The sequence below is a fragment of the Acidithiobacillus sp. TH-A67 genome (assembly GCF_057473545.1).
In genome coordinates, this window is record NZ_JBYCKU010000028.1 from 39,556 (window position 1) to 66,372 (window position 26,817).

The following is a 26,817-nucleotide window of genomic DNA, read 5'->3' on the forward strand; positions in this document are numbered from 1 at the left end:
CCGTTACCTGCGTCAAAGCCTGCCGGAGGTAGCCCCCCCGGGTAGCTGCGAATCAGTCCTGCGCCATTTGCCGCTCACGCTTTTCTTCCAACGTCTTGCAGTCGATGCAGAGGGTGGCGGTGGGACGGGCTTCCAGGCGCCGCAGGCCGATTTCCACGCCGCAAGCCTCGCAGTACCCATACTCACCGGCATTGATCCGTGCCAGGGTCTGATTGATCTTGCGAATCAACTTTCGCTCCCGGTCGCGGGCGCGCAGTTCGAGGCCCATGTCGGTCTCCAGGCTGGCACGGTCATTGGGATCGGAGTAGTTGACATTCTCGATCTGCAGGTTCTGGACCGTCCGATCGACTTCCGCCATCAGTTCGGTTCGCCAGTCTTCCAGTATCTTGCGAAAGTGGGCGATCTGGCCGGGGCTCATGTACTCTTCGTCAGCCGCCGGCTGGTACGGGGTGAAAGCCTGAAGCTCTTGCGGGTTGCTAGTTTTGATGGCCGCAGCGCTATCCGTCATGGTCTGTCTTCCTATCTTGATGTGGAGAAAATCGGGCATGGTGTAGCAGAGATTTTCGCCTTTGGCAAACGCTGCGCTTTTCGGTATATCCTAGGCGTCCCATCCGTCCCACTTCGCAGCCAGCCAGAATATTCGATCCTCAGGAGATAGTAGCCATGACCCGCCTACGCGCCCTCATTTTTGATGTCGATGGAACTTTGGCTGATACCGAACGCGATGCCCATCGCGTCGCCTTCAATCGCGCATTTTCCGAGTTTGGTCTTCCTTTCGAGTGGGATGTGCCGACCTATGGCAAATACCTCAAGATTACTGGTGGCAAGGAGCGTCTGCGTGGCTTTTTGCAGGATCATCCCCAATACCCGCAACTGCGTGACAGCGAGATCCGCGAGATTCACAGGCGCAAGACCGCCCTCTACGGAGAAATCATTGCCGAGGGTATCGCTCCTTTGCGCCCTGGGGTGAAACGCCTGCTGGAGTCCGCACGCGCGGCGGGGCTGCGCTTGGCCATTGCCACCACCACAACCCCCGATAATGTCGCGGCGTTGTTGCAAAGCAATTTGGGGGAGGGCGGCTGGAATCGTTTTGACTACATCGGTGCCGGCGATATCGTCCCGCAGAAAAAACCGGCGCCAGACATTTATCAGCATGTCTTGCAGCGCCTGGACCTGATGGCCGCTGATTGTCTGGCCTTGGAGGACTCCGAGAATGGTTTACGCTCGGCGCTCGGTGCCAGGCTGCCGGTGTTGATCACGCAAACGGAATACACCCAAGGACAAGACTTTACCGGGGCATTACGGGTTCTCGATCAGCTCGGAGAGCCGGAGCATCCAGGAAGGATCCTGCAGGGAAGGGACACTGGCGCATCTGTCGTCGTCGATCTGGAGACGCTGGAGCATTGGCTCGCCGCGAGCTAAACCCGGATGGTAGCGGCAGGGCAGGTATCCTCGTCCATGTGCCCATGCCGAACTAATCCTGTCGTTGGCAGTGCGGGCAGACGCCGTTGACGACCACCTCGATCTCCTCCACGCGGTACTCCGCGGGGAGCTTTGGCGCGGGGAGCTGACTTTCCGGGAGGCAGAGCACCTGGCCGCAGCGCAGACAGTGAAAATGGGGATGCGATGGGTGCTCCAGGTTGATGGCGCTGAAGCGCCAGACGCGATCATCGGCGGTGATACGATGCGTAAGCTGATGCTGCACCAGCCACTCCAGACCCCGATAAAGCGTGACGCGGTCGATGCTTTCTGCCCAGCGCGTCTGGATGTGTTCCTGAATCTCGCTGTGGCTCACGGGTTGCCCGAGATCGAGCAGAGATTGCAGGATTTGCAGGCGAGCACGGGTCGGACGCTGACCGGCGGCACGAACCCGCCGTTCCGCCTCTACTGTTTGTGCTGCAATATCCGTCGCTCGTTCCATCCCCGCATGGTACCCCGCGCATCCGCTGTCAGCAAAGCAACTGGACAGCTACGTCGCGGGCGCGTTAGATTCACGAGGACGTCGCAATGGGAGAAAAGCCGTGGCTGAACGCCTCGAAATTGGTCAAATTGCTCCAGAATTCACCGCTAAAAATCAGCGAGGCGAGGATATCGCCCTGAGCTCCCTGCCGGGCAAGATCGTCGTGCTCTATTTCTATCCGAAAGATGATACACCTGGCTGCACCACCGAGGGGCAGGAATTTACCGCCCTCTACCCCAAGTTTCAGGCGGCTGGCGCCGAAATACTGGGGGTATCCCGGGATAGTGTCGCCAGCCATCTGAAGTTTGCTTGCAAATACGAATTCCCCTTTTCCCTGCTTGCCGACCCCGACCAAACCCTGTGCAAGGCGTACGACGTCATCAGGGAAAAGAAGAACTACGGCAAGGTCTATCTGGGGATCGAGCGCAGCACCTTTGTGATCGATCGCGAGGGTAAACTTGCCTACATCGAACGGAAGGTGAAGGCAGCCGGTCACGCCGAAAATATCCTGGCCATCGTCGAGAAGCTCGCCGGATGACGGCGGGATCTGCGGCAGCACAAAGGCGGCTCTATGTGCTAGATACCAATGTCCTGATGCACGACCCGGCATCGCTGTTCCGCTTTCAGGAACACGACATCCTCCTGCCGATGATTGTGCTGGAGGAGTTGGATCAGCACAAAAAGGGCTTAAGCGAGCAAGCCCGTAACGTCCGCCAGGTGAGTCGGCATCTCGATGAAATGCTCGGTAGTGACGCGGACCTCGAGCTCGGCCTGCCGCTGCCCTATGCGCAGGGACGACTCTATTTTCAGACGGCCGCCTATCAGGCAAAACTGCCGGAAGATCTGGCGGGTGGCAAGGCAGACCATGAGATCCTTGCCGTTACTCTGGCGCTACAAGGGATGCATCCCGATCGCGAGGTCATCCTCGTTAGCAAGGATATCAACTTACGCATCAAAGGCCGCACCCTCGGCATTCGTGTAGAGGATTATCACAATGACCGCGCCTTGGAAGATGCCGATCTGCTCTATACCGGTGTCGACGTCCTGTCTCAGGACTTCTGGGAGCACCACAGTCGCGACCTCGATGCCTGGCAGGAGAATGGTCGCAGCTTCTACCGTCTGCGTGGGCCGGCGGTGGAACACTGGTACCCCAACCAGTTCATTCAATTGGGTCCGGGTGGGGAGCAGCGCGAAGACTTTTCCGCCATCGTCCGCACGGTGGCTCCCGATCATGCCATTATCGAGAGGATTACCGATTACGGCTCGGAACGGAATGCAGTATGGGGTATTCGTGCGCGCAACCGCGAGCAGAATTTTGCCTTGGCCCTGCTGCTCGATCCCGAGATCGACTTCATCAGCATTCTCGGGCCGGCAGGTACGGGCAAGACCCTGCTGACTTTGGCTGCGGCACTGCAGCAGATTTTCGAGGAAAAGCGCTACGCAGAAGCCATTATCACCCGGGCAACGGTTCCCGTCGGTGATGAAATCGGCTTTCTGCCGGGTACCGAAGAGGAAAAGATGCAGCCCTGGATGGGGGCGATCGAGGACAATCTCGAAATACTGTCGCGCGGTCCCGAGGGGGCAGGCAGTTGGGGGCGCAGCGCCACCCAGGATCTGATCAGCAAACGGCTGCGTATCAAATCCATGAGCTTCATGCGCGGGCGTACCTTTCTGGAAAAGTTCGTCATCATCGACGAGGCACAGAACCTTACCCCCAAGGAAATGAAAACCCTGATCACCCGCGCCGGTCCTGGAACCAAGGTCGTTTGCCTGGGTAACATCGCCCAGATCGATACCCCCTACCTGACGGAGACGACGTCGGGCCTGACTTATGTCGTCGATCGTTTCAAGAAATGGGAACACAGTGGCCATATCACCCTGCGCCGCGGGGAACGCTCGCGTCTCGCGGATTATGCCAACGAGGCGCTCTAGCAGAGCTTGAGTCGTAGCCTGTCAACTTCTAGACTGTGCGCGCCAAATGAAGGAAGGGACGATGGGCTGGACGCCGGAAGACTCGAGCAATCTGTATAATCTGCCCCATTGGGGCGAGCGGTTTTTCCAGGTCGGGGAAGACGGTCAGCTTTGGGTCACCCCCGATGGCCCGCAAGCTCGTAGCCGCGCCGGTCTGCTGGACGTCATTCAGCGGCTTGCCGGACAAAATCTAGGGTTACCCTGTCTCCTGCGCTTTCCGCAAATCCTGCAACGGCGCGTCGAAGCCCTGCAAACTGCCTTCCAGGAGGCGATGCAGCGGGAGAGTTACGTCGCCCCCTACACCCCGGTTTATCCCATCAAGGTAAATCAACAACGGCGCGTGGTGGAAGAGATCCTGCGCGCCGGGCAGGGTCAACTGGGTCTGGAAGCCGGTAGCAAGCCCGAACTCCTGATCGTGCTAGCATTGATGCCGGTGGGTGGTACCGTCATCTGCAATGGTTATAAAGATGCCGAATACATTCGCTTGGCGTTAATGGGTGAACGTCTGGGCCTGCAGGTGTATCTCGTGATCGAGAAAAGCGCCGAGTTGCCGCTGATTTTGCGCATCGCCAAGGAATTGCAAGTGCGTCCCCGCATTGGGGTGCGCGCTCGTCTGGCTTCGGCAGGTGCTGGAAAATGGCAGAACACGGGGGGCGAAAAATCCAAGTTCGGGCTCTCCTCCACGGAAATCCTGCAGCTCCTCAGCGAGCTCGCCGCCGCCGATGCTTTAGACTGCCTGCAGCTCCTGCATTTTCATCTCGGTTCACAAATCCCCAATATCCAGTTCATTCACGGGGGTATGCGCGAGTGCGCGCGGCTCTACGCGGAATTACGTCATCTGGGTGCCGATGTGCAGGTGGTCGATGTCGGCGGCGGGCTGGGGGTAGATTACGAAGGCACTCACTCGCGGGCTTACTGTTCCACTAACTACCGGCTGGGGGACTACGCCCAGGCGGTGGTGGGGGGCTTGGCGGAAATTTGCCATCAGGAAGACTTGCCGCAGCCGCGAATCATTTCCGAATCCGGTCGGGCCCTCACCGCCCATCACGCGGTATTGCTGTTCAATGTGGTCGATGTCGAGCGCGCCTCGGGCGAGACCTTGGCTGCCGATGATCTTCCGGAAGATATCAATCATCCGTGGCGACGCCTTCTTGGTCGCGTGCAGCAACACCCTGATGCCAATACTGCCCTGGAGGTTTATCAGGAAGCACTGTTCCGCATTGGTGAGGAGCAACAGGAGTTCAAGCTCGGATTGATTACCCTTGCCCAACGAGCGCAGGCGGAGCGCTTGTACGCGCATCTGATGTGGCGCTGTCGCGCGTTGTTGGATCCCGCCAAGCGCGCCCATCGTGAAGTTCTGGATGAACTCGAAGAAAAGTTGGTAGATAAATATTTTGCCAATTTTTCTCTGTTTCAGTCGCTGCCGGATGTATGGGCGATCGACCAGGTTTTCCCGATCATGCCTGTACACCGCCTGGATGAACGCCCGACGCGGCACGCGCGCCTGGAGGATATCACCTGTGATTCCGACGGTCGCATTGATGCCTACGTCACGGCTGATGGTTTAGGGCCGACGCTGCCAGTTCATGGGTTGCGCGCTGACGAACCCTATTATCTGGCGGTGTTTCTGGTCGGCGCCTACCAGGAGATTCTTGGCGATATGCACAATCTTTTTGGCGACACCGATGCCGTCAATGTGATTTGTGAAGAAGATGGCGCTCTGCGCCTGGAAGGTGCAGTGCCAGGAGACTCGGTGGCCGAGGTGTTGCAGTATGTGCAATTTTCTGCCGAGGAACTGGTCCGCCAGTTCGAGCAGAAACTGGCAGGCGCCGGCAGTGTCCCCGCCGCAGAACGGGAGGGCTTTTTACGTGACTTCCGCGATGGTCTGCAGGGCTATACCTACCTGGAGTAGTACAGGAATTACCGGGCATGGCGAATCGGGTTACGTAACGTGCCAATGCCCTCGATCTGCAATTCGCAGATCTCGCCGGCCTGCAGAAAGCGCGGCGGCTGGCGGCTGAAGCCTACCCCCGCCGGCGTGCCGGTCGCCAACACATCGCCAGGTCGCAAGGGCAGGGCAGCGGCAGTGGCGACCAGCAAGTCCGCCACATCGAACAGAAGATCGCCGGTATTGCCATCCTGCATGGTTTCCTCACCAATGCGGGTCTGCAGGCGCAGCCCTGCGCCGCCGACGGGTAAATCGTCGGCACTTACCACCCAGGGGCCCATGGCGCCACTGCGCGCTACGTTTTTGCCCAAGGTCCACTGACTACTGCGGAACTGCAGATCTCGCAGGCTGCCATCGTTGAAAATGGTATAGCCGGACACTGCCGCCAACGCCTGCTCCCGGCTGATCCGGCCAGAGAGAGGCTGTCCGAGCACCACCGCTAGCTCCACTTCATAATCGAACTCAACCGAGACGTCTGGTATCTCCAGGGCCTCCTCGTGCCCCACCAGTGAGTCGGGGAAACGAATAAAAAGATTGGGATACTTTGGTGTAACACTCCCGGTCTCGGCAATGTGGTCGCGATAATTGAGTCCGGCACAAAGAATCTTCTGGCCGAGCAGGGGAGGAAGATAACGCATCTGGCGCTGATCGATGGGCGCGCATTGTGTCGGAATATGATCCAGTTGCTCGCGTAGGCGGGAACTCCTGCTCAGTACATCGATTACGCTCAGATTCGCGTCCAATTCCCGCAGGTGGAAGGCATTTTCTCCGACCCAGACGGCGATCTCCGCGCGACCAGCAATTTCCAACAAACTCCAACGCATAGCGCTATCTCCTCTCGATTGCGTGATTTCCGACCTACACTGCCTCCACACCTTTCGCGTCTTTCTCCTCCTGCTCCCCATGCAACACGAAGCGCTCGGACTCCGTCAGTGATTCTGGCGAACCAAAAAGTACCAGAACGTCCCCGCGGCGGAGTCTGGTTTCTGGCGAAGGTTCCCGCCCACGAATTCCAAAGCGACGCACAGCGGCGACTTGCACCCCACGCTTTTCCAGCTCTAAGTCACCCAGGCGGCGCCCGAGGGCATAGGCGGTCTCGCCCAAAGCGATGGAGTAGAGGCGGGGCGATTCCTGGTCCTCTCCCGGTGCTGAGCCACCCCAAAAATTCCCGCGAAAGAGACTGTAGCGTTCCTGCCGGAAACGCCGCACTCGTCGCAATACCGTACTTAGAGGAAAGCCGATTTGCAGCAAGGTTTGGGAGGCAAGCATGAGTGCCCCTTCGGTAACTTCCGGAACGACCTCATCGGCACCGGCTGCCTCCAGGGCTGCCATCTGACTGTCGTCATGCGCCCGGACGACACTGGGAATCTGCGGCCGCAGCTCCTTGGCGACGGCAAGCACGCGGGCGGTTTCCTGAACATTGCCATAGGTAATGACGATGGCACGGGCGTGACCAATACCGGCTGCCTCCAGCAGGTCGCGGCGACTGGCGTCCCCATAGAAAATGGTTTCCCCTGCGGCCTGGGCCTGGCGTACCCGGGTAGGGTCGAGATCGAGGGCCAAGTATGGAACCCCCTCATCCTCGAGAACGCGAGCGATGCTCTGCCCCACGCGACCATAGCCACAGATGATGACATGTTCCCGCAGATCCTGCTGCCGGACTTCTTCCAGATCCTGCTGTCGGCGGTTGCGGTAACCCGGAGCCAGGAGACGGGCAATGGCCCCATTGTACTGCACCAGCACCGGCGCGAAGAGCATGGACAGGAGCATCGCACCCAACACCGGTTGCAATACGCCGGGCGGCAGCAGATTTTTCTGGCTGGCAAGCGAAATGAGCACGAAGCCAAACTCCCCCGCCTGCGCCAAGACCACTGCGCTACGTAGCGCCACTCCGTTCTCAAAGCCGGTCACACGGCAAATGATCCACACCAGGCCGCCCTTGAGAAAGAAGATCAGTACCAGGACCAGCAAGACCCAGGGTAGATACTCAATCAAGACAGGAACATCGACCATCATGCCGATGGTCACAAAAAAAAGCCCGAGCAGGATGTCCCGGAAGGAAGCGATGTCGGCCTCCACCTGGTAGCGATAGGCGGTTTCGGCAAGCAGCATGCCGGCGATGAAAGCGCCCAGGGCCAAAGACAACCCGGCCGCCTCGGTAATCCAGGCCAGTCCGAGGGTGACGAGCAAGAGATTGAGCATGAAAAGCTCATTCGATTTGCGCGCAGCTACCCACTCAAACCAGGGACTGACGAGCGGGCGACCGAAGACCACCAGCAGCAGCAAAGCCAAAACCGCTTTACCACCGGCAATAGCCAAATCATGGGGCAGGCCCTTGGGCGAACCTGCGAGAGCCGGGATGAGAATGAGCAGAGGGATGACCGCAAGATCCTGGAACAGCAATATACTGATGGCAATGCGGCCATGACGGCTTTGGGTTTCCAGACGATCCGCTAGGGCGCGCACCACCATGGCGGTGGACGACATCGCCAGAATCCCGCCGAGCACGGCACCAGTCCGCCACGATAGGGGAATGAGTAGGGCAACACCAAGGAAGGCGATGGCGGTTAACACCATCTGCGCGCTGCCGAGGCCAAAAACCAAGCGACGCATGCGAATGAACTGCGCCAGGCTGAACTCCAGCCCGATACTGAACATCAGGAAGACGACCCCAAATTGCGCCAAGTGTCGCATGCGTTCTTCGTCTGGCACCAACGCCAAGGCATGTGGGCCGAGCAGCATTCCCACCAGCAGATAGGAAATGATGGGGGGCAGGCGCACTTTCCGTGCCGCAGCCACCGTGAGTACTGCGGCGGCGAGCAGAACAACGACCGTCAGCAGAGAATGATCAGGCATGGCTCCTTCCAGCAGGGTTTTTGCTATCATAGCGCAAAGGAGGTGGCCAATCCCATGTATATCGTTACTGGCGGTGCTGGATTCATCGGTGCCAATCTCGTACACGCCCTCAATCAGCGCGGGATCTCTGACATTCTGGTCAGTGATCATTTGCAACGTGCCGACAAGTTTCGCAATCTCGCCGATCTCGACATTCGCGATTATTTCGAGGCCGAGGCCTTTCTGCCCGAACTGCTTGCGGGTCGTCTGGGTAAGATCGACGCCATCTTTCATCAGGGCGCCTGTTCCGACACCATGGCCAGTGATGGTCGCTACGTCATGGACAACAACTACGCCCACAGCAAGGCCCTGTTCCATTGGTGTCAGGAAAACCGGGTACCGTTCCTCTATGCCTCTAGCGCATCGGTGTATGGCATGACCGGTCGTTTTTGCGAAGAGCGTGCAGCGGAAGATCCCCTCAATGTCTATGCCTTCAGCAAATTTCAGTTCGATCAGTACCTGCGGGCCCAGTGGCACGCCTTGCAGGCACCGGTGCATGGCTTTCGCTTCTTCAACGTCTATGGGCCACGGGAGTTCCACAAGGGGCGTATGGCGTCGGTGGCTCTGCATTTTTCCCGGCAATATCGCCAGGAGGGCAAGGTACGCCTCTTTGCTGGCAGTGCCGGTTATGCGGATGGCGAACAGCGTCGCGATTTCATCCATGTGGACGACGTAGTTGCGGTCCATTTTCACTTTTTGGAGCATCCAAATTCTGGCATCTACAATGTCGGAACGGGCCGGGCGCAGAGTTTCAATGATGTCGCCCTCGCCGTCATCCAGACGATCGACGCAGAAACCGGCAAAGCGCCCCACTCCCTCGCCGAACTGCAACAGCAGGGAGTGATTACCTACATGCCCATGCCCGAAGCCCTGCATGGCAAATATCAGAGTTATACCCAGGCCGATATCGAAAAATTGCGCGCCGCGGGCTACACCGCTCCTTTCCTGGATGTGGAAGCTGGCGTGAGACGCTATCTGGCCTGGCTGCGTGAGAGGGAATGAGCATGAATGGACGGATTCTGGTAACCGGAGCGGCAGGGTTCATCGGCTTTCACCTCAGTCGCCGCCTGCTTGCTGAGGGGTATTCGGTCTATGGCATCGATAACCTCAATGCCTATTACGATCCCGCTCTCAAGCGCGCCCGTCTGGCGCAGTTGGAAAGTCATCCCGCTTTTCAGTTTCAACGGCTCGATCTCGCTGATCGAGCCGGCATGGAAGCGCTCTTTTCACGCTTGCCTTTTGCGGTAGTGATCAATCTGGCGGCCCAGGCGGGAGTTCGCTATTCCCTGAAGGCGCCGCACGAATACGTGGACAGTAACTTGCAAGGTTTTCTGAATGTTCTGGAGGGTTGTCGGCAGCAGCAAGTGCAACATCTGCTCTTTGCTTCTTCCAGCTCTGTCTATGGCGCCAACAGCCAGTTACCCTACAGCACCCATGATCCCGTCGATCATCCGGTCAGTCTCTACGCCGCAACCAAGCGGGCAGGCGAGTTGATGGCGCATAGCTATGCCCACCTCTACCGCATCCCTTGCACCGGTTTACGTTTTTTTACGGTCTATGGCCCCTGGGGTCGGCCAGATATGGCCTATTTCAGTTTCACCCAGAAAATCCTGGCCGGAGAAAAGATCCCGGTATTCAATCACGGGCAGATGCAGCGCGACTTCACCTATATCGATGACATCGTCGAGGCAGTGACGCGACTGCTCCCTCTTGCGCCCGCGCCGCAGGAAAGTTGGCCGGCAGATCCAGCAAGCAGCGCAGCGCCGTTTCGCATTCACAACATCGGCAATCATCAGCCCGTGGCGTTGCTGGAATTTATTCGGCTGCTGGAGGAGGCGCTGGGACGCAGCGCCGAACTGGAGCTTCTGCCGATGCAGGATGGCGACGTGCACGCCACCTATGCCGAGGTCAGCGAATTACAGCGGACGGTGGATTTCGCCCCGCGCACAGACCTGGCGACGGGGCTTGGACGCTTCGTTGCGTGGTACCGCGACTATTTCGGCGGCCAGTAGAGCCTTTCAACCCTGCGCAGTCCCTTGCCTGCGGACCACCGGAGCGACATCGATCACCCGCGTCAGCAGGCCATTCTGCTCCTGCGTTGCAAGCCACGAGCGCGCTTGGCGGAAACGCAGCCAGCAATGCTGTTCATAATCGTAAAGCTGGCACTGCGCAAAAATTCGCCATACTGCGCGAAAACTGAAGCGCATTTCGTGGATATATTGTCCATACTGCTCGCGCAGATCGGCATAGGCCCCCTTCAGGTGATAGAAAGGGATCCGGGCATCGACATGATGCGGGGTATGGATAAGGATGTTGTGGATCAGCATCTCACTGATGCGCGAGCAACGTACGATGGTGCTGCAATAGAGCTGGCCCAGCGCCGGTGCCCAGTCCTCTTTTTCAGCGAAAAAGGGTAGATCGGGGTGCGTGTGATGCAGGAAGACAAATAGCGCGATAAAGTAGTTGAAAACGATGAAGGGCAGAAGCACCGCTGAGATCCATGACCAGATTCCCCCAATCCACCAGACAATTGCCGAAAATCCCAAAAAAAAGACGAGGGTAATAATTTTATCGTTGCGAAATGCAGCGCGATTTTTCCCATCACCACGAAAACGCAGCATGCCTGGCCACCAGACCCGTAGAATATAGTGCAGGGCACAGGCATAGGGGGTACGCTCCAGGCGGTAGAGCAGGCGCCTTGGCCAAGAGCTTTTGCGGTATTCGGCAGGGGTCCAGGGCCGCCAGATCCAGTCAACCGAACTCAGACTGGTAAAGCCATGATGCACGCGGTTATGGCCGAAGGCCCACAGGCGATACATATTGAAAGAGGGCAGCATAAAAATCGTCCCCAACCAGCGCGATAAACGCTGACTGCGGAAGAGGGCACCGTGCGCCGCATCGTGGGCCCAAACAAACATGAAGGCGACGGCTGCACCGGCCAACAACCCGAATACCAGCTTCAGCCATCCATGTGGAGCGAGCAGGGCACCAGCAATCGCGCCCAGGTAGAGCAGGGCGTCAAAGAAGTAAGCCAGCAGCGCTCGGGTGATGGATTGTTGATAACGTTCCGGCCGGATGGCCGCGCGCAGCTCCTGTAGGCGGATGGGACGTAACTGCGCCAGATCCTGTTGCAGAGAATTTTGAAGCATCACAAACCCCCTAACATCATAGTGTATTAGTATCTTTATATCCTTATTTTAAAGGGAGAGCAAGTACCACTGCCCCAAACCCTGGTTCTCTCCAAGCCGATTCTCACTCTCTTGCAGGCTTGGAGATGATGGTGCTAGATTGCTGAACGGGGATTACCTCCTCATTCATTCAGGGAGAGTGTGAGCATGTTGGATATGAGCAAAATTAAGCCTGTTACCCGATTGGTCCTGCTGGCTGGCGTCATTGCCCTAGCCAGTGCCTGCGCAAAGAAAGAGGAGAGCACTGCCGCCGCTTCTTCCAGCGCCACCACCGAATCCTCTGCCGCTGCCAGCTCCAATACGAGTTCTGCCACGGCAGCCAGCACCGCGCCGGAGAGTTCCGCAGCAACGGCCTCTGACATGAGTGGTATGAGTGGCGCCGCCAGCACCGAGTCTTCGGATGCGGCGACTTCCAGTGATGACGGAAATGGGAGCTCCAGTACCTCTACCGACTGATCCTCTCTATAGAGGCTATCCGGGAATGGGCCGGTGGGTTCTTCTCCACCGGCCCATTTTGTTTTATTCTCTTTCACAAATTACAGAACGTTGGGCGAGAAAGATCTCACGGAAGCAAAGGGAGGTTTTGCAATGGTTATGGAAGGGAAGCGTATTCATCCGCTGGCGCGGACGGTAGTAATGCTGGGGATCATCGGTCTTGCAGCAGCCTGTGGTAAAGGTAACGAAAGCAGCAATGCAGCAGCATCGTCCGCAAGTGGCAATGACAGCACGGCAATGTCTTCCAGCGACAGTGGTGCTGGGGCAGCAGAATCTGGATCCAGCGCAGAGACCAGCTCACCGGCGGCCTATCAGACATCTCCCGCAGCTCATCTGGTCCCAGTAGCGATGAGCACAGACCAGATGGCCAAGGCCAAATCCCTGGCGGAGGCGAAGGGGTGTTTTGCTTGTCATCAGGTCGATGTCAAGGTCGTAGGACCGGCGTTTGCCTGGGTAGCCTACAAGTACAAAGGCAATCCGAAGGCAGAAGGAAAACTGGCGGATGCCATTCAGCATGGTATCAGCGGTGTATGGGGCGGTATGCCCATGCCGGCCCAGGATGTTACCCCTGCGCAAGCCAAAGAACTTTCCTCCTGGGTACTGGCGCAAAAGCCCATCGCGCCGCCCAAGGCTTCATAAGTCTGCTGGTTTCATGATACAAACCCCGCTTCATGCGGGGTTTTTTATGCGAAAAGTATTTTGGATCGCCAGCAGTTATTATGCTGAGGGGCTACCGTTTTCCCTGGTACAACAAGTGTCTGTGCAATTCTTTACGGCGGCCGGGGCAGGCACTCCCGTAATTGGTTTGCTCTCTCTGCTGGGGCTGCCCTGGAACTTCAAGTTGTTCTGGAGCCCACTGATTGATCTCTTCGGCAATAAAAAGCGCTGGATCTTTGTTATGGAACTGATCCTGGCGGGAGTAGCCATGCTGCTCATCTGGCCCGCGCAGACCATGGATCTGTCACTAGCCTTTAAGATTTTTGCGCTGATGGCGGTGATGTCCGCCACCCACGACATGTCCGTCGATGGTTTTTATATCCAGACCTTACCGGAAAGCGAGCAGGCCGGATACTCCGGTTTGCGGGTTGCGGCCTACCGTGTAGCAATGCTGGTTGGTAATGGGGCCCTGGTGATCATTGCTGGGTGGGTCTCCTGGTTTGCCTGTTTCGCTCTTGCAGCATTGATGTTGCTAGGTTTGGCGTTCTGGCATCGGGCCGTGATGCCGGTTCCGGAAAAAGGCACGACCCCCAAGGGGCAGCGCTGGGAGCAAGTGATCAACTCCGTACGTAGCTATCTTGCGCAACCACACATCGTCTGGGCATTACTATTCATATTGCTGTTTCGCGCCGGCGACGCCTTTCTTTTTGCGATGGTTACCCCATTTTTGCATAGCTTGGGCTATGGTTTGATCGCACGCGGTTTACTTACTGGCGCCGTGGGGACCATCACTGGAATCGCGGGTTCTATTCTGGGTGGCTTGATTATCGCACGCTGGAGTTTGCAACGGAGCATTTTTGTTCTGACCTTCATTCAATCCTTTGCAATTCTTGCCTACGCATGGCTTGCCTGGGCCAAGCCAGATGTGTTTTCAGTTGCAGCTGTTGCCGCTTTCGAGCAATTCGCCGGTGGCCTGGGTACGGCAGTGCTCATGGTCTTTCTGATGCAACGTTGCCGGAAGGGGTTTGAGGCTACCCATTTCGCGATTGGCTCGGCCTTGATGTCTCTCGCCGCTACCGTAGCGGGCAGTTTCAGCGGTTTCCTGGTGCGAGACCTGGGTTATTTTCACTTTTTCCTACTCAGTTTTGCTGCCGCGATTCCCAGCCTGCTCTTGGCATTCTTCATGCCGGCAGGGTTGTTTCAGCAGGAACGGAAGCGCTACGAGAAGTTGCAGGTTCCGGTCTAGCGCTTTGATCTACCGAAAGTTCAACCTGCGACTTCGCGCTTCTGGCAAGGTATGTAACACACAAGAGACCGAACGTCGCCGTCGTCAGCAGCGAAAGCAGCGAACCCTTCCCGCTGTTCTAGTTTCACCGGAACTGCAAGAAGCCTATACAAGATCCCGTTACAGAGTGGAAAACTCAAAAGTCGAATTCGTGATTGGTGCTCCCACACGTCTGCACGGTGCTGTACTCGGCGCCTGGAATCCGGGTTCACGCTGGCAGTCAGAATATCGCAATCGCAAACGCGATCAACGCTTGTTGCGCAAGCTCGGAGGCCAATATTATCAGGCCATGTGGGGTGGGACCGATGCCTGGTGGGAACGACATTTCTGGGTGCCAGGGTTGACCTTTCAGCGCGCCAATCGTCTGGCTTACGCCATGGGACAGAAAGCATTTCTCTTTCTCAACGGCCAGCACGTTCTCCTGATTTGGTGCTACACTTGAAGAAGACGAGATAAAATGAGAGCTGGGTTGAGACATGGGAAAGTTATTATTGTCTTACGAACTGCGAGAGGCAACCTTGGATGCGGTCGCGGAAGCAGAGCAGTCCCATGTATTTCTGGAATATCGGGGGGAGTCTGCAGGTTTGGCTCTGTCTCTCTCTTTGGGCACTGGATTATTTCAACGTCTGGTAGAGCTGCACGCCGGCAAGGATAAGGCTCGTCTGTGGCTACAAGCGCGGGTGCGGGAGGTGGCGGACCTGTCGCCAAGCACTATTGAGCACTACCTGAACTTTGTCATCAAGCAACAACTTTGTGCTTTCCCTGAACAGTTGTATGTGTTTCCACAGGGAATGCGCACGGGTTTCTGTGTGCATTGCGCGATGAGTCGGGACAGCCTGATCAATCGGCCGTCGGAAGCGGAGCGTATTAGCGCGTAGAGGAGCAGCAATCTGGCGATATATGTCGCATAATGGTGATTCCGTAAAGTGATAAATAAACTATAGAAAATCTGAAAATAAAATAGTCCTTCTTTGGTTATTTGTAAACAAAAACGGTCTTCTGTGAACATCATTCCGATGTGAACCCAGGGGATACTGCAATTTTTACCATTTCCAGCAAACAAAAAAGGTTTTTCCGGCTTGGCAAAAGGGCGGGGTTCCTGCTCGTTGGAATCCTGCTGTTGGGCTTTGGCCTTTGGTGGCTTTTGCTTCGGGAGTCGCCGCACGAGTACCGGGCGTTGTCGCTCTCTGATCGCGGCTGGGTTTTACCAGTGCTGACGGGGAATCTGCGGGGAACGCCCGGGGACTGGGCGCTGCGCGCTCCCAGTGGGCGTGTGCTGGTGAGGGGCAGAGGCGGCGTGGTGCGGCAGGCCTCTGACTATCTGGGTAGTGCTTGCGGGCTTTCCTCCGGCACGCCTGCCCGGTGGCATTGGCAACCGCATACGGGGCACCGGAAGGTGTTGATCGTCCTGGGGTCGTGTGAGATCGACCTGCTCCGGGAGCCTCACCCGCAGCGGTGACGGCCCGGAAAACCTTTTTTCTTTCCCCGGAACATCGATCATAACCAACAGAAATAAAAAGGTTTTTGTGTGTTACAAGAAAAATAAGGCCCGGCACTCGACGGGCCGAAGCGTTGCCTCGTAGTCAGCCTGGCTCGGGGCAAAAAAAAAAGCCAACCCGCCCAGGTTGGCCTTACAACAAAAGTCTGAGGTAATTATATGTCCATTTTTGCGAGGAATGCAAATGGCTTCCGAGCTGTTGCGGTTTCCCCCCGTTGGCTGGTTTGGGGAGGACGATGAGATGCGGACCTTTGTCGATGACGAAGAATGTGATGCGTTGGATCTCTGTCCTCTGGAAGCGACCAGCCTGTATCTGAAACTCCGCCGGCGCATGGATTTTGCGACCGGGATCGTTGGCGGTCCCAAGCGGCGGATCACCTGGGGCGAACTGGCCGAATGGATCCATCGCGATGGTGGACCTGGACGGCGCGCGGTCACCCCGACGATCTCCCAGACCCGGCGGCTGGTCGGTCGCATGGTCAAGCAGGGTCTGTTGGCGTTTTGTACCGACCGGGAGAACGACCACTTGCAGTTTGTGCTCCCCCTGGCCCATTCCGATGCCGCCCAGATGCAGAAACTGCAGGATCCTGTCTATGCCAGGGAGATTGCCCAAACGCTGGAGGAAACACAGAACTGTGTCTCTCTCGCCCAATACCAGCGGCGAGAGGCGACCACCGGCGCTTTTGTCACGGAAACAAGTGAGCAGGGGTTGGACAGGGGGAGGGCGGAGCAAGCCGACAGCCAGGGGATTCCGCTAACCACTGGAATTTCCGGAGAAATTCATCCACTCCCCGCAGGAATCCGGCAGGGGTTGGACAGGGGGTTGGCGGAGCAAGCCGACAACAATAATCCGTTTACTCCGATATCCAGTAATAAAAATATAATAAATACCAACAGCGCGCCCGCGCGCGAGGAGAAATCCGCTTCGTCGAATCTGCTTCGCCGCAGTATTCGCCAGGCGATCCGGGAAGAGGCGCCACGGAAGACCCCGCCACCGCGATCCGTGCAGGACGGGTTGTTGCCGGATCTTGAAACGCTGGGTTACGACGAGCGCAGTGGATTCTCCGTGCAGATCTCTCCCGGCCTGCGGCAGAGGGCACCGGAACTGGTCGCCAGATTCCAGCAGATCATTGCCGACGAATTTGGTGGCAAGGGAGGCCGGAAATGAGCCCACATGCCAGCACCTCAACGGAGGATTTCCGGGAATACCGGACCTGTGAACAGCACGGCCGCTATCTGGCAGCGGAGCGCAGGACGGATGGACGCCTGCGCACGCTGCACCGTCGTTGCCCGCATTGTGTTGCCGACGAGCTGGAACGGGAGCGCCGGGAGCGGGTTCCCAAGCGTTATCGACAGGCACATCTGGACGCCTGCGCAGCGACCGGTGCGCAATCGGTGTCAGCGCGTCTCCTGGCAGCCTGCGAGTCTGTCGAATTGCCGCTGAACGTGTGGCTGTATGGGCCGGTGGGCACCGGCAAGACGCACCTGGGACACGCGATCTGCGAAAGCCATACGCGGCAGGGGCACAAGTCGGTGTTGGTGAGCCTGCGCCGCTTCCTGGCAGAGCTGCGCGCCTGTTGGAAACCCGGTTCGCCAGAGAAGACGGAAGAGGTCCTGGCGCGCTATGCCCAGCTGCCGTTGCTGGTCATCGATGAGATCGACAAGGTGTCGTGGTCGGACAATACCCGGCAACTGGTGTTTGCGCTGATCGATCTGCGCTACCAGGAGCAGCTTCCCACGGTGATCCTGAGCAATGGCCGGCCTGGCCGTTTGCGCAACCTGCTGGGGGAGCCGATCTGGGATCGTCTGCAGGAGTCCCTGATGGTCCTGGCGACGGGGCGGAGCAGTTGTCGAAGATCGGATTTCTACCGGAAGTCTTGCCATGAAACAATGTATATAGTACGTTATCCGGTGGATGGACAACACCGGGAGACGTGTCATGGCAATTTCTCTTTGCATTCCGCCGATTCGGCTGTACCGGACGGAGGGCATTCCGAACCTCGTGGACGAGCTGATACCGAAGGGCCTGGAGGAGAATGCGATAGCGGCGGATCAGCGACGGATTCTGTATCTGGCCAGGAGGCTGCAGCAGACGTCGCCCATGCGCTTTCTGATCGGGGCGAAGGAAGCGTCCTGGTCGATCATCGGCAAGTCGCTGGAGGAAGACTTTCCGCACTTTGCCGAGGTGACGACGCGGATCGGACAGTGTTACGAACTGGCGCGGCATTCGCGCAGCCAGCTCCAGATACCCCCGATGCTGTTGCTGGGCGATCCGGGAATCGGCAAGACCCACTATGTCAGGCGTTTGGCGGAGATCCTGAGCCTGCCGTATCGGGCCATTTCGATGGCGACCTTGACCGCGGGATTCATCTTGTCCGGGATGCACTCCGCATGGGCGGATGCCAAGCCCGGACTGGTGTTTTCGCAGCTGATCGACGTGGGTATGGCGGCCAATCAGATACTGCTTCTGGACGAAATCGACAAGGCAGCAGCGATCGATGGGCGCCACGATCCCCTGGGACCGCTGTATGACCTGCTCGAGCCTGGTACCGCGAGAGGGTTTCGGGATGAGTATTTCCCATTGCCTCTCGATGCGTCGCAGATCAACTGGATAGCGACGGCAAACCGTCTGGAGGGGATCGCTGACCCGATCCTCTCTCGGCTGCAGGTACAGGAGGTTCCCACTCCGTCAGCGGAGCAGCGGCGGCAAATTCTCCCTCGTCTATATGCCAGGGTACTGGAGGATCGTCCCTGGGGTGGGCTATTTGACGCCGATTTGCCGCGGGAGGTGCAGGAACAAGTCATCGCCCGTTGTCAGACGCCGAGGGCGATGCGTCAGCTGGTGGAACAGCTCTGTGCCACTGCCGCCATCCGGATCGAAGAGGACGAGGCCCTGTGGGCTGCCGACGAAGGGGAGGAATTCCGGGAGATCACGTTGTCTCTGCGGGATTTTCCGAAGACGCGGTTGCCGTCGGTGGCCTTTGGTTTTGCGACATCGTTGCGGCCAGCAACACCGCCGGAAGAATTGCGCAAAGCAAAAAGGTTGTGAAGAAATACAAGCAACGATGAAAGACCGCAAAAAGGACGTTGCATGACCGCAAAACCAGTCACCAAAGCCCCGCAAGCCAAGGTACCCCGTTGGACGCTCACGCAATTGCGACAACGCAGCTCCGTGCTGCGTGGAGACCCTCTGGAGGTCGAGGCCTGGCATACCCTGCAACGGATGGCGAGATGGTGGTTCTGGTCAGGCTGGCTGGCAGCATTTCTGCTGGCAGTGCTGGCTGCCTACCTCAGTCTTTGGGAGACCGCGGAGCCGGTTCCCTTTGTACAGGAAGAACATGGCATCGTAACCCCATTGGTGACGGTTCCCGATCGCGGAAAACTTGCCCATGAGCACTGAAAACTCTTCTGTAGCGGCGGATCATCCGGAGCCACCTGCGCATGAGCAGATCGTCATTCGCCGCGCGCTGTGGGCCAACACCTTTCGGGTATTGGTGCTGGTTGGCGTTGGGGGATGGGTGGTAGCGGGAATCCTGGCAATCACCGATTATGAGCTGGCCAACCGGCCCATCCCGACCCGGTATTTCGAGGCGATTCATGGCCAATTGGTGCGTGCGGTCCCGGTCACCCAGCCGATGCTTACCGAAAGCGAGATTCTGACGGGGGCGGTAGAGGCGCTGGAATCCGGCTTCAACATGAACTTCTCCGACTACCGCATGCGCATCGAGCAGGCGTCCAAGTGGTTCACGCCTGCGGGCTTTACCGCCTATCGGAATGCGTTATTTGCCAGCGGCAACATGAAAACCCTCGAACGCCAGCGGCTGATCCTGTCCATTGCCATCACCGGGGCGCCGGTCGTCGTGCAAAAAGGCATTCTGACCGGTACCACCACCTACGCCTGGAAGATCCAGGTTCCGGTCAAGGTGTACTACCAGGGGGCCGGATACCAAAACAGCGAAGCGCACCTGGCAACCCTGATTCTGGTGCGCCAGAACAATATCCAGGTTCCCCGAGGCTGGGCGGTCGACAGCGTGGTTTTTGGCCCCATGCCGCAGACGGCTGGATAAGGAGAGAGCATGAAGAAACGGCCTGTTTGGGCAGTGGGGATCCTTCTGGCGGCATGGGTGCTGCCGTCGATGGGAGCGGTAAAGATCCTGACCGGGCAACCGGAATCGATGGTGCCGCATCCGGGTGTGCAACCGATTGCGCCGCCGCCGGAGTCCGCCAGCGCGGAGCAAACCGTACAACAGACGCCGAGTTCTCAGTCGGTATCGTCGAAGCCATCGTCATCGACGCCGACCGACGAGCCTGCGGCGACCACCGCGACGACGACAAGCTCCGGGCTCCCGGCCTTGCCGGAGTCGAAAGCCTATGAGGAGGACCGCGATGCGGCGATGCCTCTGACGCCGGCCCAGATTGCGAATCTGCGGGAAGCCATCAACGCCAATCGCCAGGCCGAGGAAGCGCCACTGTCCCCGGCCACCCCCCGCATGGAGACGATCAACGCGCGCCTGGGCGTGGGCAATCCGCCCTCCATTTCGGTGCAGAGCGGTTTCGTATCGACGCTGAATGTCGTGGATGCGTATGGCCGACCGTGGCCGATTGTCCGGGAGTCGATCGGGAATCCCAAGGCCTTTTCCGTATCGGTCGCCGGCAACAGCGCCGCGATATCGGATCTCCAGCCCTATGCCCAGAGTGATCTGGCGCTGTATCTCAAGGGGGAGGCAGTGCCGCTGATGGTAGCCCTCAATCCGGGTGCCAGCGGCCCGCAGGGCGGCGGCGTGGTGGACTATGCCGTGCGCCTGCGCATCAATGCGGCGGAGCCGGGATTGCCGACACCAACCGGCGGCATGCAGGGTGGTGCCGATTACACCAATGTGTTGCTGACGCTCGTGCAGGGGGTGGCACCGGCAGGGGCCAAGGCCCTGCATGTTCTGGGAGATCCGGCGCGGGTACAGGCCTGGACCTGGGAGGGTCCGCGCGGCCCGCGGCTCCTGTTGCGGGCACCGGCCACGGTCTTGTCCCCCGCGTGGATTGCGACGATGCAGGGTCCGGCAGGCATACAGGCATGGGTGCTGCCGAATGTGCGCGTGGTCACCCTCTCGCATGCTGGCGTGCCGGAACTCGTGCAAATGCAGCGGTATCGTTGGGAGGAGCGGCATCATGGATGAACGGCAAGAGCCCACCAGTCCTGGAGCGGAGACCGGATCCCCGGCGTCAGACGCTCCGGGATCGAACCGTACCGGCGCCGACCCCGCGGGCTCCGCGCCACCGCCCCGCGATCCGGCACCGGGATCCCGCCGCGGATTGGCGAGTCTGACCCGGGAAGCGTGGAATGGTCCCCGTCGGCCGCTGGTGATCGTGGGGGCGGTGGCTGCGGTGGTGTTGGCGATCGGTCTGGTCGATGTCCTGAGTCAGTCCGGACCGCACGCGCCGCCGCCAGAAGATCAGGCTCCGACAGCGCCTCAACACGTCGGCATGCCGGGAGGATCGGAAACCGCGCCCTATGCGCAGGCGGCGCAGGCGGACAACGACCGGCAAGCGCAGGCGGCCGAATCCACAGGTGGCAGCTACGTGCCGCCCATGGGGCAATTGCAGCCCATTCGTCCCGCACCCGCCCTCAAAAAGCTGCAAAAAGCCCCGGCGCCGCATCCGCAGCCGGTGGTTCAGCAGGGCGGCTATGCGCCATATGGCGATCAGGGGGCGCTGGCCCGGGAAATCCGGACGATCACCAAAGGGATGACGCCCGTCGCCGCTGCGACCCGCGCGACCGATACGCCCATTCTAGGACAGTTCCCGTCGCCCTCGACGGCCACGGCGGTCACTACGAGCACCGCCTCTTCCCGGATGCCGAGACCGCAGCCGGTGATTCTGGCGCAACCCGGGCATATCAGCTTTGCCGTACTCGATACCTCCATCAAATCCACGGAGCCCGGCCCGGTGATGGCGACCATCGAGGATGGGCGTTTCTCCGGCGCCAAGCTCCTCGGCGGATATGTACGCCATGCCGGGCGGGTGGTGGTCGAATTCAACGAAATGACTCTGCACCACCAGAGTTATCCGATCCAGGCCGTGGCCATCACCACGGATACCGCCCGGACGGCCTTGTCGACCTATACCAATTATCACGTTCTGTATCGCTACGGCTGGCTCATTGGCGCCTCATTGCTGGAAGGCGTGACCAATGCGTTGCAGTACGCGAATACCGACACCTATCTGACGGGAAGCGGCGTGGGTGTGGTGTCGCAACAACTGTCGAACGGGCAGATTGCGGCGTCTGCCATCGGCAATGTCGGAACGGTCCTAGCGCCGATCATGGAAAAGCGGTTCGACACGCCACCGACCGTGCATGTCACCGCGGGTACCGGCGTGGGGATCTTGTTCATGAAGCCCGTTGAGGAAAAGCCGAATTCCTGACGATGGGGAGGATCGCTGCACTCGTGAGAGAGGAGGATTCGGGAGGGAAGAGTCCCGTAAGGGCAGAGGAATGCGCCGCACTGCCGTGCGTCGATCTACCGCCGTCCGAAGTCCGCAAACGGATCGCCATCCTGTATCAGGAAGCCGTTGCCGAACGGCGAGGAGCATGCGGTGCAGCGCAATCGCGGGTGATGGCGTTCATCGATGCCTGTGCCCTGTACGTCCACAGTGAGCTGCGCGCGTTGCGTACGACCCATCCGTTTTACCGGACCGCGCACGATGATCTGGCGCAGAATTTCTCGGTGGCCTGTTTGCACCTTCTGGATCGCCCGCAACCGCTGGAGGATACCCCGACCTGTTGTGTGGGTACGCAGATTTACAACACCCTCAACTGGCAGGTCCGCTCCATGGGACAGCAGATGAAGGTGCAGAGCGAGGGAAACGCCGGTTCGGACGTGCTGGAAGAGGTCCTCGCCGAACGGGTGGCAGCCGATTTGGAGGCGGGCGAGCGGGACGATCTCGAGCGGGATATGCCGAGACTCGAGCGCCTGTTGCGAAAACAGAAAGGGGCGGTAGCCGGCGATTGGTTGCGGGCGCGCTACCTGGGGTACAGCCGGGAAGACGCCCGGAGGCAATTCGGGATCTCCAGCACCCAGGCGCAGTATCTGGAACAAACCATCGAACGCTTTTTAACCATCATGAATTGGCAGAAATGAGAGGAAACCGGCAATGGCTATGACCTGGGAAGACCAGAAAATGAACGTCATCACCGCTGCGGTCGTTGTGGTGATCGGTGGTATGGTGGCCTGGCATCTGTTCGGAGGGGAGACCGGAAAAGCGGGTCACCCAACGCCGTCCGCGGGATTCGCTGCCCCCTCCGCCGCCCCGGCCGGTGCGACAGGCCATCCGGAGCCGACCGCGACGACCTCACCGGCTGCCGCCACCCCGGTGGCACCGGCCTCGATCCCTCTGGGTGAGAGTTTCGCCGGGCAGGCCGCCAATCCGACACCGGTCGCGTCACCGACACCGGGGCGTCTGCCTGGTGTCGTCGTGCGCAAGAATCTGCATACCCTGCAGGGGGACATCCAGGTCCTGCAGCAGGAAGTCCAGGAGCTCTCCACAGCACTGGCCAACCTGCGCCAGGCGCAGCTCGTGGAGGCCCGCCGCACGCGGGTTCGGCTGGATGCGCTGGCCGCCTCCCATGCCGCTGGAACCCCTCCGACCTGGACCTTCCATCGCCAGCTGGTCGGCTATCATCTGCAGTCCATCGGCGGGACGCAGGCCTGGCTCACCAATCCCGCCGGAGAAACCGTGATCGCCCGGGCGGGAGAACATCTTCCGGGCCTGCAGATCCTCGCCATCGCGCCCCAGGGAGTGAAAACCTCGGCGGGCTGGCTCGGCTTTTAACCGGAGGGAGAGAGGATGATCACCGCGATCCAGATGATTGAAAGCCTGCGGGCACAGCTCCCCGATGTCTTGATTCTGTTGCAGGATTTTTCTTATCTCCTGGGATTCTTCTATGTCGGACACGGTCTGTGGCGCGGTCGCAATTCGCTGTATGACTCGCGCATCACCAAGGAGTCGGTCATCTCCCAGATTCTGCTGGGGGCGTGCCTCATTGCCATTCCGACCTTTGGCTGGCACGTCGAAAACACCCTGTTCTCGGGTGCGCATGGAAGCCTGCAGCAGTTGGCCTATACTGGGCCGGGTGGCCAGGACATGAGCATCGGCGTCGAGGCCATCGAGTATTTCATTCAGGTGGTGGGCTGGATTGCCATCGTCCGCGGTCTCATGATTCTTCGGGAGGTCGGCAACGGTACGGCAGGGCAGGGGGTCAGCGCCAAAAAGGGCGTGATCCATATTCTCGGTGGTGGCCTGGCCACGGTATGCGTGGCCACGGCGCAGGCGATTGGCAGTACCTTTGGGTTGACCTTACCCATTTGAACATGGAGAACCATATGCGGCAGAAAGGCAGGACAGTCGGAGTGGGCATGGCGTTGCTGTTGGTGGCGGTCGGAAACGCGTGGGGAGCGATTCCGCCGGTTACGGTGAAAGAGCTGGTCGCAGGTCCTCTGGCGCAGGGGCGTGGACACACGGCGGAAAAGGCACTGTTCACCTTTCCGGGCAACGCCGCCGAGCCTGCCCGGGCGCTCATGACCTATCATCAGCGGGTCCACCTCAACGGCCTGGCCATGGCACCGTCGGGACGGAGGAGTTATGCCAGGACTCTGGCGCAGTTTGGCATTCGGCAGTGGATTGCCAAAGGCGGGTCGGTATCCTTGCGGATGGTCGGCCCCGTCGCCGTGTCCGGCCCGGACGACCGGCCCGAGCTGTGCTATCCGGTGCGTCTGCTCAAAGAGCGTGGCACCCATCGGATCACGACGCCGGAGCGCCTTTGTCTGAGCTATGCGCGCACGCACCTCGCGGCGGGCATGTCGGCGATTCCGGCCGTGGTTTCCGTCCGTATGAAAAGCTTGAAGTAGGGATGCGGGTGGGCCGCATCTTTCTAACCGAACGACGTACGTATGGGAGGTATTTCGTGATCATACAAATTGTACCAGTAACCGATTGGTTTTTTGTGGGTCCAACGCATGACGACAAGGGGAAAATCGTATATCCCTTGGCCGCATGGGCGTTACATGATGATGGCATGGTGGTTGGCATGATTTCCGTTCCGCATGCGTCCCTGTCTGCAACAGAAAGCCCCTCGACACCAGCCAGTGTCCAGTGTCGGCTCGTTGGGGCTCCGCCGATTGGTATGTACAAGCACCTACAGGAGTTGACAGGATCCGATCTGGCTGCCGTATTTAGCGGCCACATCTCAGAAGAGCCGCCAAAGAAAGAAGAATCGTTTTCGGCTTCTCAAGGATACAGAGTGACCGAATAGCCCAGGAAAGTGGGGATTCCAAGGAGAAATTATGTTTCCACCGGTTGGTACAAAGAACCTCGACACCGAAAGCCTGGAAAATCTGATGCGTTGTGCCCCTTGGCTCATCGTGGCGGAAGAGGCGACCCCGGAAGCGACCGAAGCCTGCCGAAGAATGGGTGTGAAACTGTGGTTGTCGCCGGTCGAGTTCGCGGTCTGTGATGTCAGCTACGCAGGCGCAGGTATGGATGGCGATTTTCGCATATGATGGACCTACAGACGCTGTCTCTCCCGGAGACCATACAACGGGTATCGTGCGCCTATCGGGTGCCACAGCGGGCGATTTTGGCCGATCTGCAGGCCGTTTCGCGTCACCCGGTCGGGATCGGTCCCATGGGTATCCCGCCGGTCTGGCTGTCGCGCCTTGCCCGGGCGGGCTTTCGCCCGGCCGAGGTGAAAACCATCCCCCAGTGGAATATCGCCGCAGGCGCCTGGATTCTGGCCCAGGAGTTGCGCGGCACCACCCGCCAGGCCCCTGTCCTGCAAGCCGTCTGGCATCGGCATCCGGTCCGGCACCTGGTCCGCGATCTCGATGTTGCCGCGCGCGTCTCCGGAGTGCCGGCATCGTTGCTGGCCGCGGTCATGATGCAGGAGAGTGGTGGCGATCCCGCGGCGCGCTCGCCAAAGGGGGCCATGGGACTCATGCAACTGATGCCGGGGACCGCGACAACGCTCGGGGTCCGCAATCCCTGGAATCCCCGTCAGAATCTTCTCGGGGGTGCCAGTACCTGGCGATGCTGCTGCGGGAATTTCATAACAACCCGGTCTTTGCGCTGGCCGCCTATAACGCGGGTCCCCAGGCCGTGGAACACTATCGTGGTATTCCACCGTATCCACAGACGCAGGCCTATGTCCCTGCCGTGCTGGAGCACTATCACTGGCTCCAGTCCCCTTCGTCCCGTTCCTGAGCCAAGGAGAATCGTCATGCCGGAAGAAACACCATCCCGTACCCCCAGCTACCGCGCGATCTTTGAGCCGGCGCTTTATGTCCCCAGAGCCTTTGCCGGTAATGATCGACAGCCGTGTCCAGTACAGTACACCCTGCTCGCCATCCAGGATGATTCGACATTCGAGAAAATCGCCATCGCCATCTTTCAGGACATCGGAAGGTTTCCGGGCGCGACTTCTTATGTGTTTAATGATGAGGAACGGAATCTGCTGATCAATCAGATCTTGCGGGAGGCCGCTCCCGGCGTCGCCATAGAGTTTGTCCGCGTCATTTTCCTGTCCGTAACGAAGGAGGGTATCGGTGTGGCGGACGAGCTGAAATTGTCCTATGACCCGGGAACCCTGGAGAATCATGGCGTTCCGGTGCAAAAAAAAGGAATGTTGAGTAAGGAAAAGAGTTGGTTATCGCGCGATGTGGTCGTCGGCAGCATTCCTTTCTATACCGATTATGATAATCGCCGCCCACTGCCGGACGAAGAAATCGTAGACCTTCTCGCGGCCCTGGGCCGGGAGGAAAAAAGGGTCAAATTATGACATGCCTCTTAACCTTTCTCAGCCAGCAGCCGGACGGGTCTGTGGTCCATACACGCGTTGAGCAGGCGCAAGGGAAGCTCAGCTTCCCAGAAGCG

The 26,817-nt window shown here is 59.0% G+C and carries 30 protein-coding genes and 2 pseudogenes; 26 read left to right on the forward strand and 6 right to left on the reverse strand.

The annotated features are described in order from the left end of the window. Positions 1-52 precede the first annotated feature (52 nt). Positions 53-508 (reverse strand): RNA polymerase-binding protein DksA, encoded by a 456-nt coding sequence (dksA, locus tag AC2VNM_RS03680; protein ID WP_483164978.1) that lies wholly within the window; start codon positions 506-508, stop codon positions 53-55. 155 nt (positions 509-663) lie between these two features. On the opposite strand from dksA, the gene AC2VNM_RS03685 reads away from it, so the two are divergent. Further along, positions 664-1,422, forward strand: coding sequence for an HAD-IA family hydrolase (locus AC2VNM_RS03685; protein WP_483164977.1), 759 nt, complete (start codon positions 664-666; stop codon positions 1,420-1,422). Positions 1,423-1,474: 52 nt separating this feature from the next. Here the strand turns inward: AC2VNM_RS03685 and AC2VNM_RS03690 are convergent, their stop codons facing one another. Next, on the reverse strand, positions 1,475-1,921 hold the full coding sequence (locus AC2VNM_RS03690) for a Fur family transcriptional regulator (RefSeq protein ID WP_483164976.1): 447 nt from the start codon (positions 1,919-1,921) through the stop codon (positions 1,475-1,477). 100 nt (positions 1,922-2,021) lie between these two features. Between AC2VNM_RS03690 and AC2VNM_RS03695 the strand changes: the two genes are divergently transcribed. The 3 genes from AC2VNM_RS03695 to speA all read left to right on the forward strand — a co-directional run bounded on the left by AC2VNM_RS03695 (position 2,022) and on the right by speA (position 5,843). Continuing rightward, positions 2,022-2,498, forward strand: a complete 477-nt coding sequence (locus AC2VNM_RS03695; protein ID WP_483164975.1) for a peroxiredoxin — start codon at positions 2,022-2,024, stop codon at positions 2,496-2,498. Continuing rightward, entirely contained in the window at positions 2,495-3,892 is a 1,398-nt protein-coding gene (locus tag AC2VNM_RS03700; RefSeq protein ID WP_483164974.1) for a PhoH family protein, read from the forward strand. The genes AC2VNM_RS03695 and AC2VNM_RS03700 overlap by 4 nt, the downstream gene beginning before the upstream one ends. Before the next feature lie 61 nt (positions 3,893-3,953). Next, positions 3,954-5,843 (forward strand): biosynthetic arginine decarboxylase, encoded by a 1,890-nt coding sequence (gene speA, locus AC2VNM_RS03705; protein WP_483164973.1) that lies wholly within the window; start codon positions 3,954-3,956, stop codon positions 5,841-5,843. A gap of 8 nt (positions 5,844-5,851) precedes the next feature. On the opposite strand, the gene AC2VNM_RS03710 is transcribed toward speA, so the two are convergent. Beyond that, a complete protein-coding gene (locus AC2VNM_RS03710; RefSeq protein ID WP_483164972.1) occupies positions 5,852-6,703 on the reverse strand; it encodes a fumarylacetoacetate hydrolase family protein in 852 nt (283 codons plus the stop codon). A 34-nt stretch (positions 6,704-6,737) separates the two neighbouring features. After that, complete coding sequence (locus AC2VNM_RS03715) at positions 6,738-8,735, reverse strand: monovalent cation:proton antiporter family protein (RefSeq protein WP_483164971.1); 1,998 nt, start codon at positions 8,733-8,735, stop codon at positions 6,738-6,740. 54 nt (positions 8,736-8,789) lie between these two features. Here AC2VNM_RS03715 and rfaD point away from each other — a divergent pair, with 54 nt between their 5' ends. Both rfaD and AC2VNM_RS03725 read left to right on the forward strand, forming a co-directional pair. Continuing rightward, entirely contained in the window at positions 8,790-9,776 is a 987-nt protein-coding gene (rfaD, locus tag AC2VNM_RS03720; RefSeq protein ID WP_483164970.1) for an ADP-glyceromanno-heptose 6-epimerase, read from the forward strand. 2 nt (positions 9,777-9,778) lie between these two features. Beyond that, on the forward strand, positions 9,779-10,786 hold the full coding sequence (locus AC2VNM_RS03725) for an NAD-dependent epimerase (protein ID WP_483164969.1): 1,008 nt from the start codon (positions 9,779-9,781) through the stop codon (positions 10,784-10,786). Between the two features lie 6 nt (positions 10,787-10,792). Here the strand turns inward: AC2VNM_RS03725 and AC2VNM_RS03730 are convergent, their stop codons facing one another. Together AC2VNM_RS03730 and AC2VNM_RS03735 are read right to left on the reverse strand one after the other, a co-directional pair. After that, positions 10,793-11,923 (reverse strand): fatty acid desaturase, encoded by a 1,131-nt coding sequence (locus AC2VNM_RS03730; protein WP_483164968.1) that lies wholly within the window; start codon positions 11,921-11,923, stop codon positions 10,793-10,795. Between the two features lie 161 nt (positions 11,924-12,084). Continuing rightward, entirely contained in the window at positions 12,085-12,495 is a 411-nt protein-coding gene (locus AC2VNM_RS03735; RefSeq protein ID WP_483164967.1) for a hypothetical protein, read from the reverse strand. A 61-nt stretch (positions 12,496-12,556) separates the two neighbouring features. On the opposite strand from AC2VNM_RS03735, the gene AC2VNM_RS03740 reads away from it, so the two are divergent. From AC2VNM_RS03740 to AC2VNM_RS03835, 20 genes and pseudogenes are all read left to right on the forward strand, one after another. Further along, a complete protein-coding gene (locus tag AC2VNM_RS03740) occupies positions 12,557-13,096 on the forward strand; it encodes a c-type cytochrome (RefSeq protein ID WP_483164966.1) in 540 nt (179 codons plus the stop codon). Between the two features lie 46 nt (positions 13,097-13,142). Continuing rightward, on the forward strand, positions 13,143-14,360 hold the full coding sequence (locus AC2VNM_RS03745; RefSeq protein WP_483164965.1) for an MFS transporter: 1,218 nt from the start codon (positions 13,143-13,145) through the stop codon (positions 14,358-14,360). 166 nt (positions 14,361-14,526) lie between these two features. Beyond that, a complete protein-coding gene (locus AC2VNM_RS03750) occupies positions 14,527-14,841 on the forward strand; it encodes a DUF3293 domain-containing protein (protein WP_483164964.1) in 315 nt (104 codons plus the stop codon). Positions 14,842-14,875: 34 nt separating this feature from the next. Beyond that, positions 14,876-15,277, forward strand: coding sequence for a hypothetical protein (locus tag AC2VNM_RS03755; RefSeq protein ID WP_483164963.1), 402 nt, complete (start codon positions 14,876-14,878; stop codon positions 15,275-15,277). 242 nt (positions 15,278-15,519) lie between these two features. Beyond that, positions 15,520-15,858 (forward strand): hypothetical protein, encoded by a 339-nt coding sequence (locus AC2VNM_RS03760; RefSeq protein WP_486912899.1) that lies wholly within the window; start codon positions 15,520-15,522, stop codon positions 15,856-15,858. A gap of 223 nt (positions 15,859-16,081) precedes the next feature. Further along, positions 16,082-17,065 (forward strand): hypothetical protein, encoded by a 984-nt coding sequence (locus AC2VNM_RS03765; protein ID WP_486912900.1) that lies wholly within the window; start codon positions 16,082-16,084, stop codon positions 17,063-17,065. Continuing rightward, a pseudogene (locus tag AC2VNM_RS03770) lies at positions 17,062-17,676 on the forward strand (ATP-binding protein); the annotation flags it as partial. The gene AC2VNM_RS03765 and the pseudogene AC2VNM_RS03770, both read left to right, overlap by 4 nt. 160 nt (positions 17,677-17,836) lie before the next feature. After that, positions 17,837-18,946: an AAA family ATPase gene (locus AC2VNM_RS03775; RefSeq protein ID WP_486912901.1), complete on the forward strand. Its 1,110-nt coding sequence runs from the start codon at positions 17,837-17,839 to the stop codon at positions 18,944-18,946. A gap of 42 nt (positions 18,947-18,988) precedes the next feature. Further along, on the forward strand, positions 18,989-19,297 hold the full coding sequence (locus AC2VNM_RS03780) for a hypothetical protein (RefSeq protein WP_486912902.1): 309 nt from the start codon (positions 18,989-18,991) through the stop codon (positions 19,295-19,297). Continuing rightward, positions 19,287-19,964, forward strand: coding sequence for a DotI/IcmL family type IV secretion protein (locus AC2VNM_RS03785; RefSeq protein WP_486912903.1), 678 nt, complete (start codon positions 19,287-19,289; stop codon positions 19,962-19,964). The genes AC2VNM_RS03780 and AC2VNM_RS03785 overlap by 11 nt, the downstream gene beginning before the upstream one ends. 9 nt (positions 19,965-19,973) lie before the next feature. Continuing rightward, on the forward strand, positions 19,974-21,068 hold the full coding sequence (locus AC2VNM_RS03790; protein ID WP_486912904.1) for a DotH/IcmK family type IV secretion protein: 1,095 nt from the start codon (positions 19,974-19,976) through the stop codon (positions 21,066-21,068). Then, positions 21,061-22,314, forward strand: a complete 1,254-nt coding sequence (locus tag AC2VNM_RS03795; RefSeq protein WP_486912905.1) for a DotG/IcmE/VirB10 family type IV secretion system protein — start codon at positions 21,061-21,063, stop codon at positions 22,312-22,314. Before AC2VNM_RS03790 ends, AC2VNM_RS03795 begins: the two co-directional genes overlap by 8 nt. A 23-nt stretch (positions 22,315-22,337) precedes the next feature. Then, the gene (locus tag AC2VNM_RS03800; protein WP_486912906.1) at positions 22,338-23,030 is read left to right on the forward strand and encodes a hypothetical protein; all 693 of its coding nucleotides are present in this window, start codon (positions 22,338-22,340) and stop codon (positions 23,028-23,030) included. A gap of 13 nt (positions 23,031-23,043) precedes the next feature. Next, the gene (locus AC2VNM_RS03805) at positions 23,044-23,721 is read left to right on the forward strand and encodes a hypothetical protein (protein ID WP_486912907.1); all 678 of its coding nucleotides are present in this window, start codon (positions 23,044-23,046) and stop codon (positions 23,719-23,721) included. A gap of 15 nt (positions 23,722-23,736) precedes the next feature. Beyond that, positions 23,737-24,258: a hypothetical protein gene (locus AC2VNM_RS03810; protein WP_486912908.1), complete on the forward strand. Its 522-nt coding sequence runs from the start codon at positions 23,737-23,739 to the stop codon at positions 24,256-24,258. Positions 24,259-24,320: 62 nt separating this feature from the next. Further along, complete coding sequence (locus AC2VNM_RS03815) at positions 24,321-24,797, forward strand: hypothetical protein (RefSeq protein WP_486912909.1); 477 nt, start codon at positions 24,321-24,323, stop codon at positions 24,795-24,797. A 56-nt stretch (positions 24,798-24,853) separates the two neighbouring features. Next, positions 24,854-25,201 (forward strand): hypothetical protein, encoded by a 348-nt coding sequence (locus tag AC2VNM_RS03820; protein WP_486912910.1) that lies wholly within the window; start codon positions 24,854-24,856, stop codon positions 25,199-25,201. A gap of 31 nt (positions 25,202-25,232) precedes the next feature. Then, a complete protein-coding gene (locus tag AC2VNM_RS03825) occupies positions 25,233-25,448 on the forward strand; it encodes a hypothetical protein (RefSeq protein ID WP_486912911.1) in 216 nt (71 codons plus the stop codon). A gap of 125 nt (positions 25,449-25,573) precedes the next feature. Next, a pseudogene (locus AC2VNM_RS03830) lies at positions 25,574-25,900 on the forward strand (transglycosylase SLT domain-containing protein); the annotation flags it as partial. Between the two features lie 74 nt (positions 25,901-25,974). Beyond that, positions 25,975-26,148, forward strand: coding sequence for a lytic transglycosylase domain-containing protein (locus AC2VNM_RS03835; RefSeq protein WP_486912912.1), 174 nt, complete (start codon positions 25,975-25,977; stop codon positions 26,146-26,148). Positions 26,149-26,817: the final 669 nt, after the last annotated feature.

Coding starts and splice junctions, on each gene's coding strand:
- dksA (WP_483164978.1), bottom strand. CDS start 508: ATGACGGATAGCGCTGCGGCCATCAAAACTAGCAACCCGCAAGAGCTT.
- AC2VNM_RS03685 (WP_483164977.1), top strand. CDS start 664: ATGACCCGCCTACGCGCCCTCATTTTTGATGTCGATGGAACTTTGGCT.
- AC2VNM_RS03690 (WP_483164976.1), bottom strand. CDS start 1,921: ATGGAACGAGCGACGGATATTGCAGCACAAACAGTAGAGGCGGAACGG.
- AC2VNM_RS03700 (WP_483164974.1), top strand. CDS start 2,495: ATGACGGCGGGATCTGCGGCAGCACAAAGGCGGCTCTATGTGCTAGAT.
- speA (WP_483164973.1), top strand. CDS start 3,954: ATGGGCTGGACGCCGGAAGACTCGAGCAATCTGTATAATCTGCCCCAT.
- AC2VNM_RS03710 (WP_483164972.1), bottom strand. CDS start 6,703: ATGCGTTGGAGTTTGTTGGAAATTGCTGGTCGCGCGGAGATCGCCGTC.
- AC2VNM_RS03715 (WP_483164971.1), bottom strand. CDS start 8,735: ATGCCTGATCATTCTCTGCTGACGGTCGTTGTTCTGCTCGCCGCCGCA.
- rfaD (WP_483164970.1), top strand. CDS start 8,790: ATGTATATCGTTACTGGCGGTGCTGGATTCATCGGTGCCAATCTCGTA.
- AC2VNM_RS03725 (WP_483164969.1), top strand. CDS start 9,779: ATGAATGGACGGATTCTGGTAACCGGAGCGGCAGGGTTCATCGGCTTT.
- AC2VNM_RS03730 (WP_483164968.1), bottom strand. CDS start 11,923: ATGCTTCAAAATTCTCTGCAACAGGATCTGGCGCAGTTACGTCCCATC.
- AC2VNM_RS03740 (WP_483164966.1), top strand. CDS start 12,557: ATGGAAGGGAAGCGTATTCATCCGCTGGCGCGGACGGTAGTAATGCTG.
- AC2VNM_RS03745 (WP_483164965.1), top strand. CDS start 13,143: ATGCGAAAAGTATTTTGGATCGCCAGCAGTTATTATGCTGAGGGGCTA.
- AC2VNM_RS03755 (WP_483164963.1), top strand. CDS start 14,876: ATGGGAAAGTTATTATTGTCTTACGAACTGCGAGAGGCAACCTTGGAT.
- AC2VNM_RS03765 (WP_486912900.1), top strand. CDS start 16,082: ATGGCTTCCGAGCTGTTGCGGTTTCCCCCCGTTGGCTGGTTTGGGGAG.
- AC2VNM_RS03775 (WP_486912901.1), top strand. CDS start 17,837: ATGGCAATTTCTCTTTGCATTCCGCCGATTCGGCTGTACCGGACGGAG.
- AC2VNM_RS03780 (WP_486912902.1), top strand. CDS start 18,989: ATGACCGCAAAACCAGTCACCAAAGCCCCGCAAGCCAAGGTACCCCGT.
- AC2VNM_RS03785 (WP_486912903.1), top strand. CDS start 19,287: ATGAGCACTGAAAACTCTTCTGTAGCGGCGGATCATCCGGAGCCACCT.
- AC2VNM_RS03790 (WP_486912904.1), top strand. CDS start 19,974: ATGAAGAAACGGCCTGTTTGGGCAGTGGGGATCCTTCTGGCGGCATGG.
- AC2VNM_RS03795 (WP_486912905.1), top strand. CDS start 21,061: ATGGATGAACGGCAAGAGCCCACCAGTCCTGGAGCGGAGACCGGATCC.
- AC2VNM_RS03805 (WP_486912907.1), top strand. CDS start 23,044: ATGGCTATGACCTGGGAAGACCAGAAAATGAACGTCATCACCGCTGCG.
- AC2VNM_RS03810 (WP_486912908.1), top strand. CDS start 23,737: ATGATCACCGCGATCCAGATGATTGAAAGCCTGCGGGCACAGCTCCCC.
- AC2VNM_RS03825 (WP_486912911.1), top strand. CDS start 25,233: ATGTTTCCACCGGTTGGTACAAAGAACCTCGACACCGAAAGCCTGGAA.
- AC2VNM_RS03835 (WP_486912912.1), top strand. CDS start 25,975: ATGCTGCTGCGGGAATTTCATAACAACCCGGTCTTTGCGCTGGCCGCC.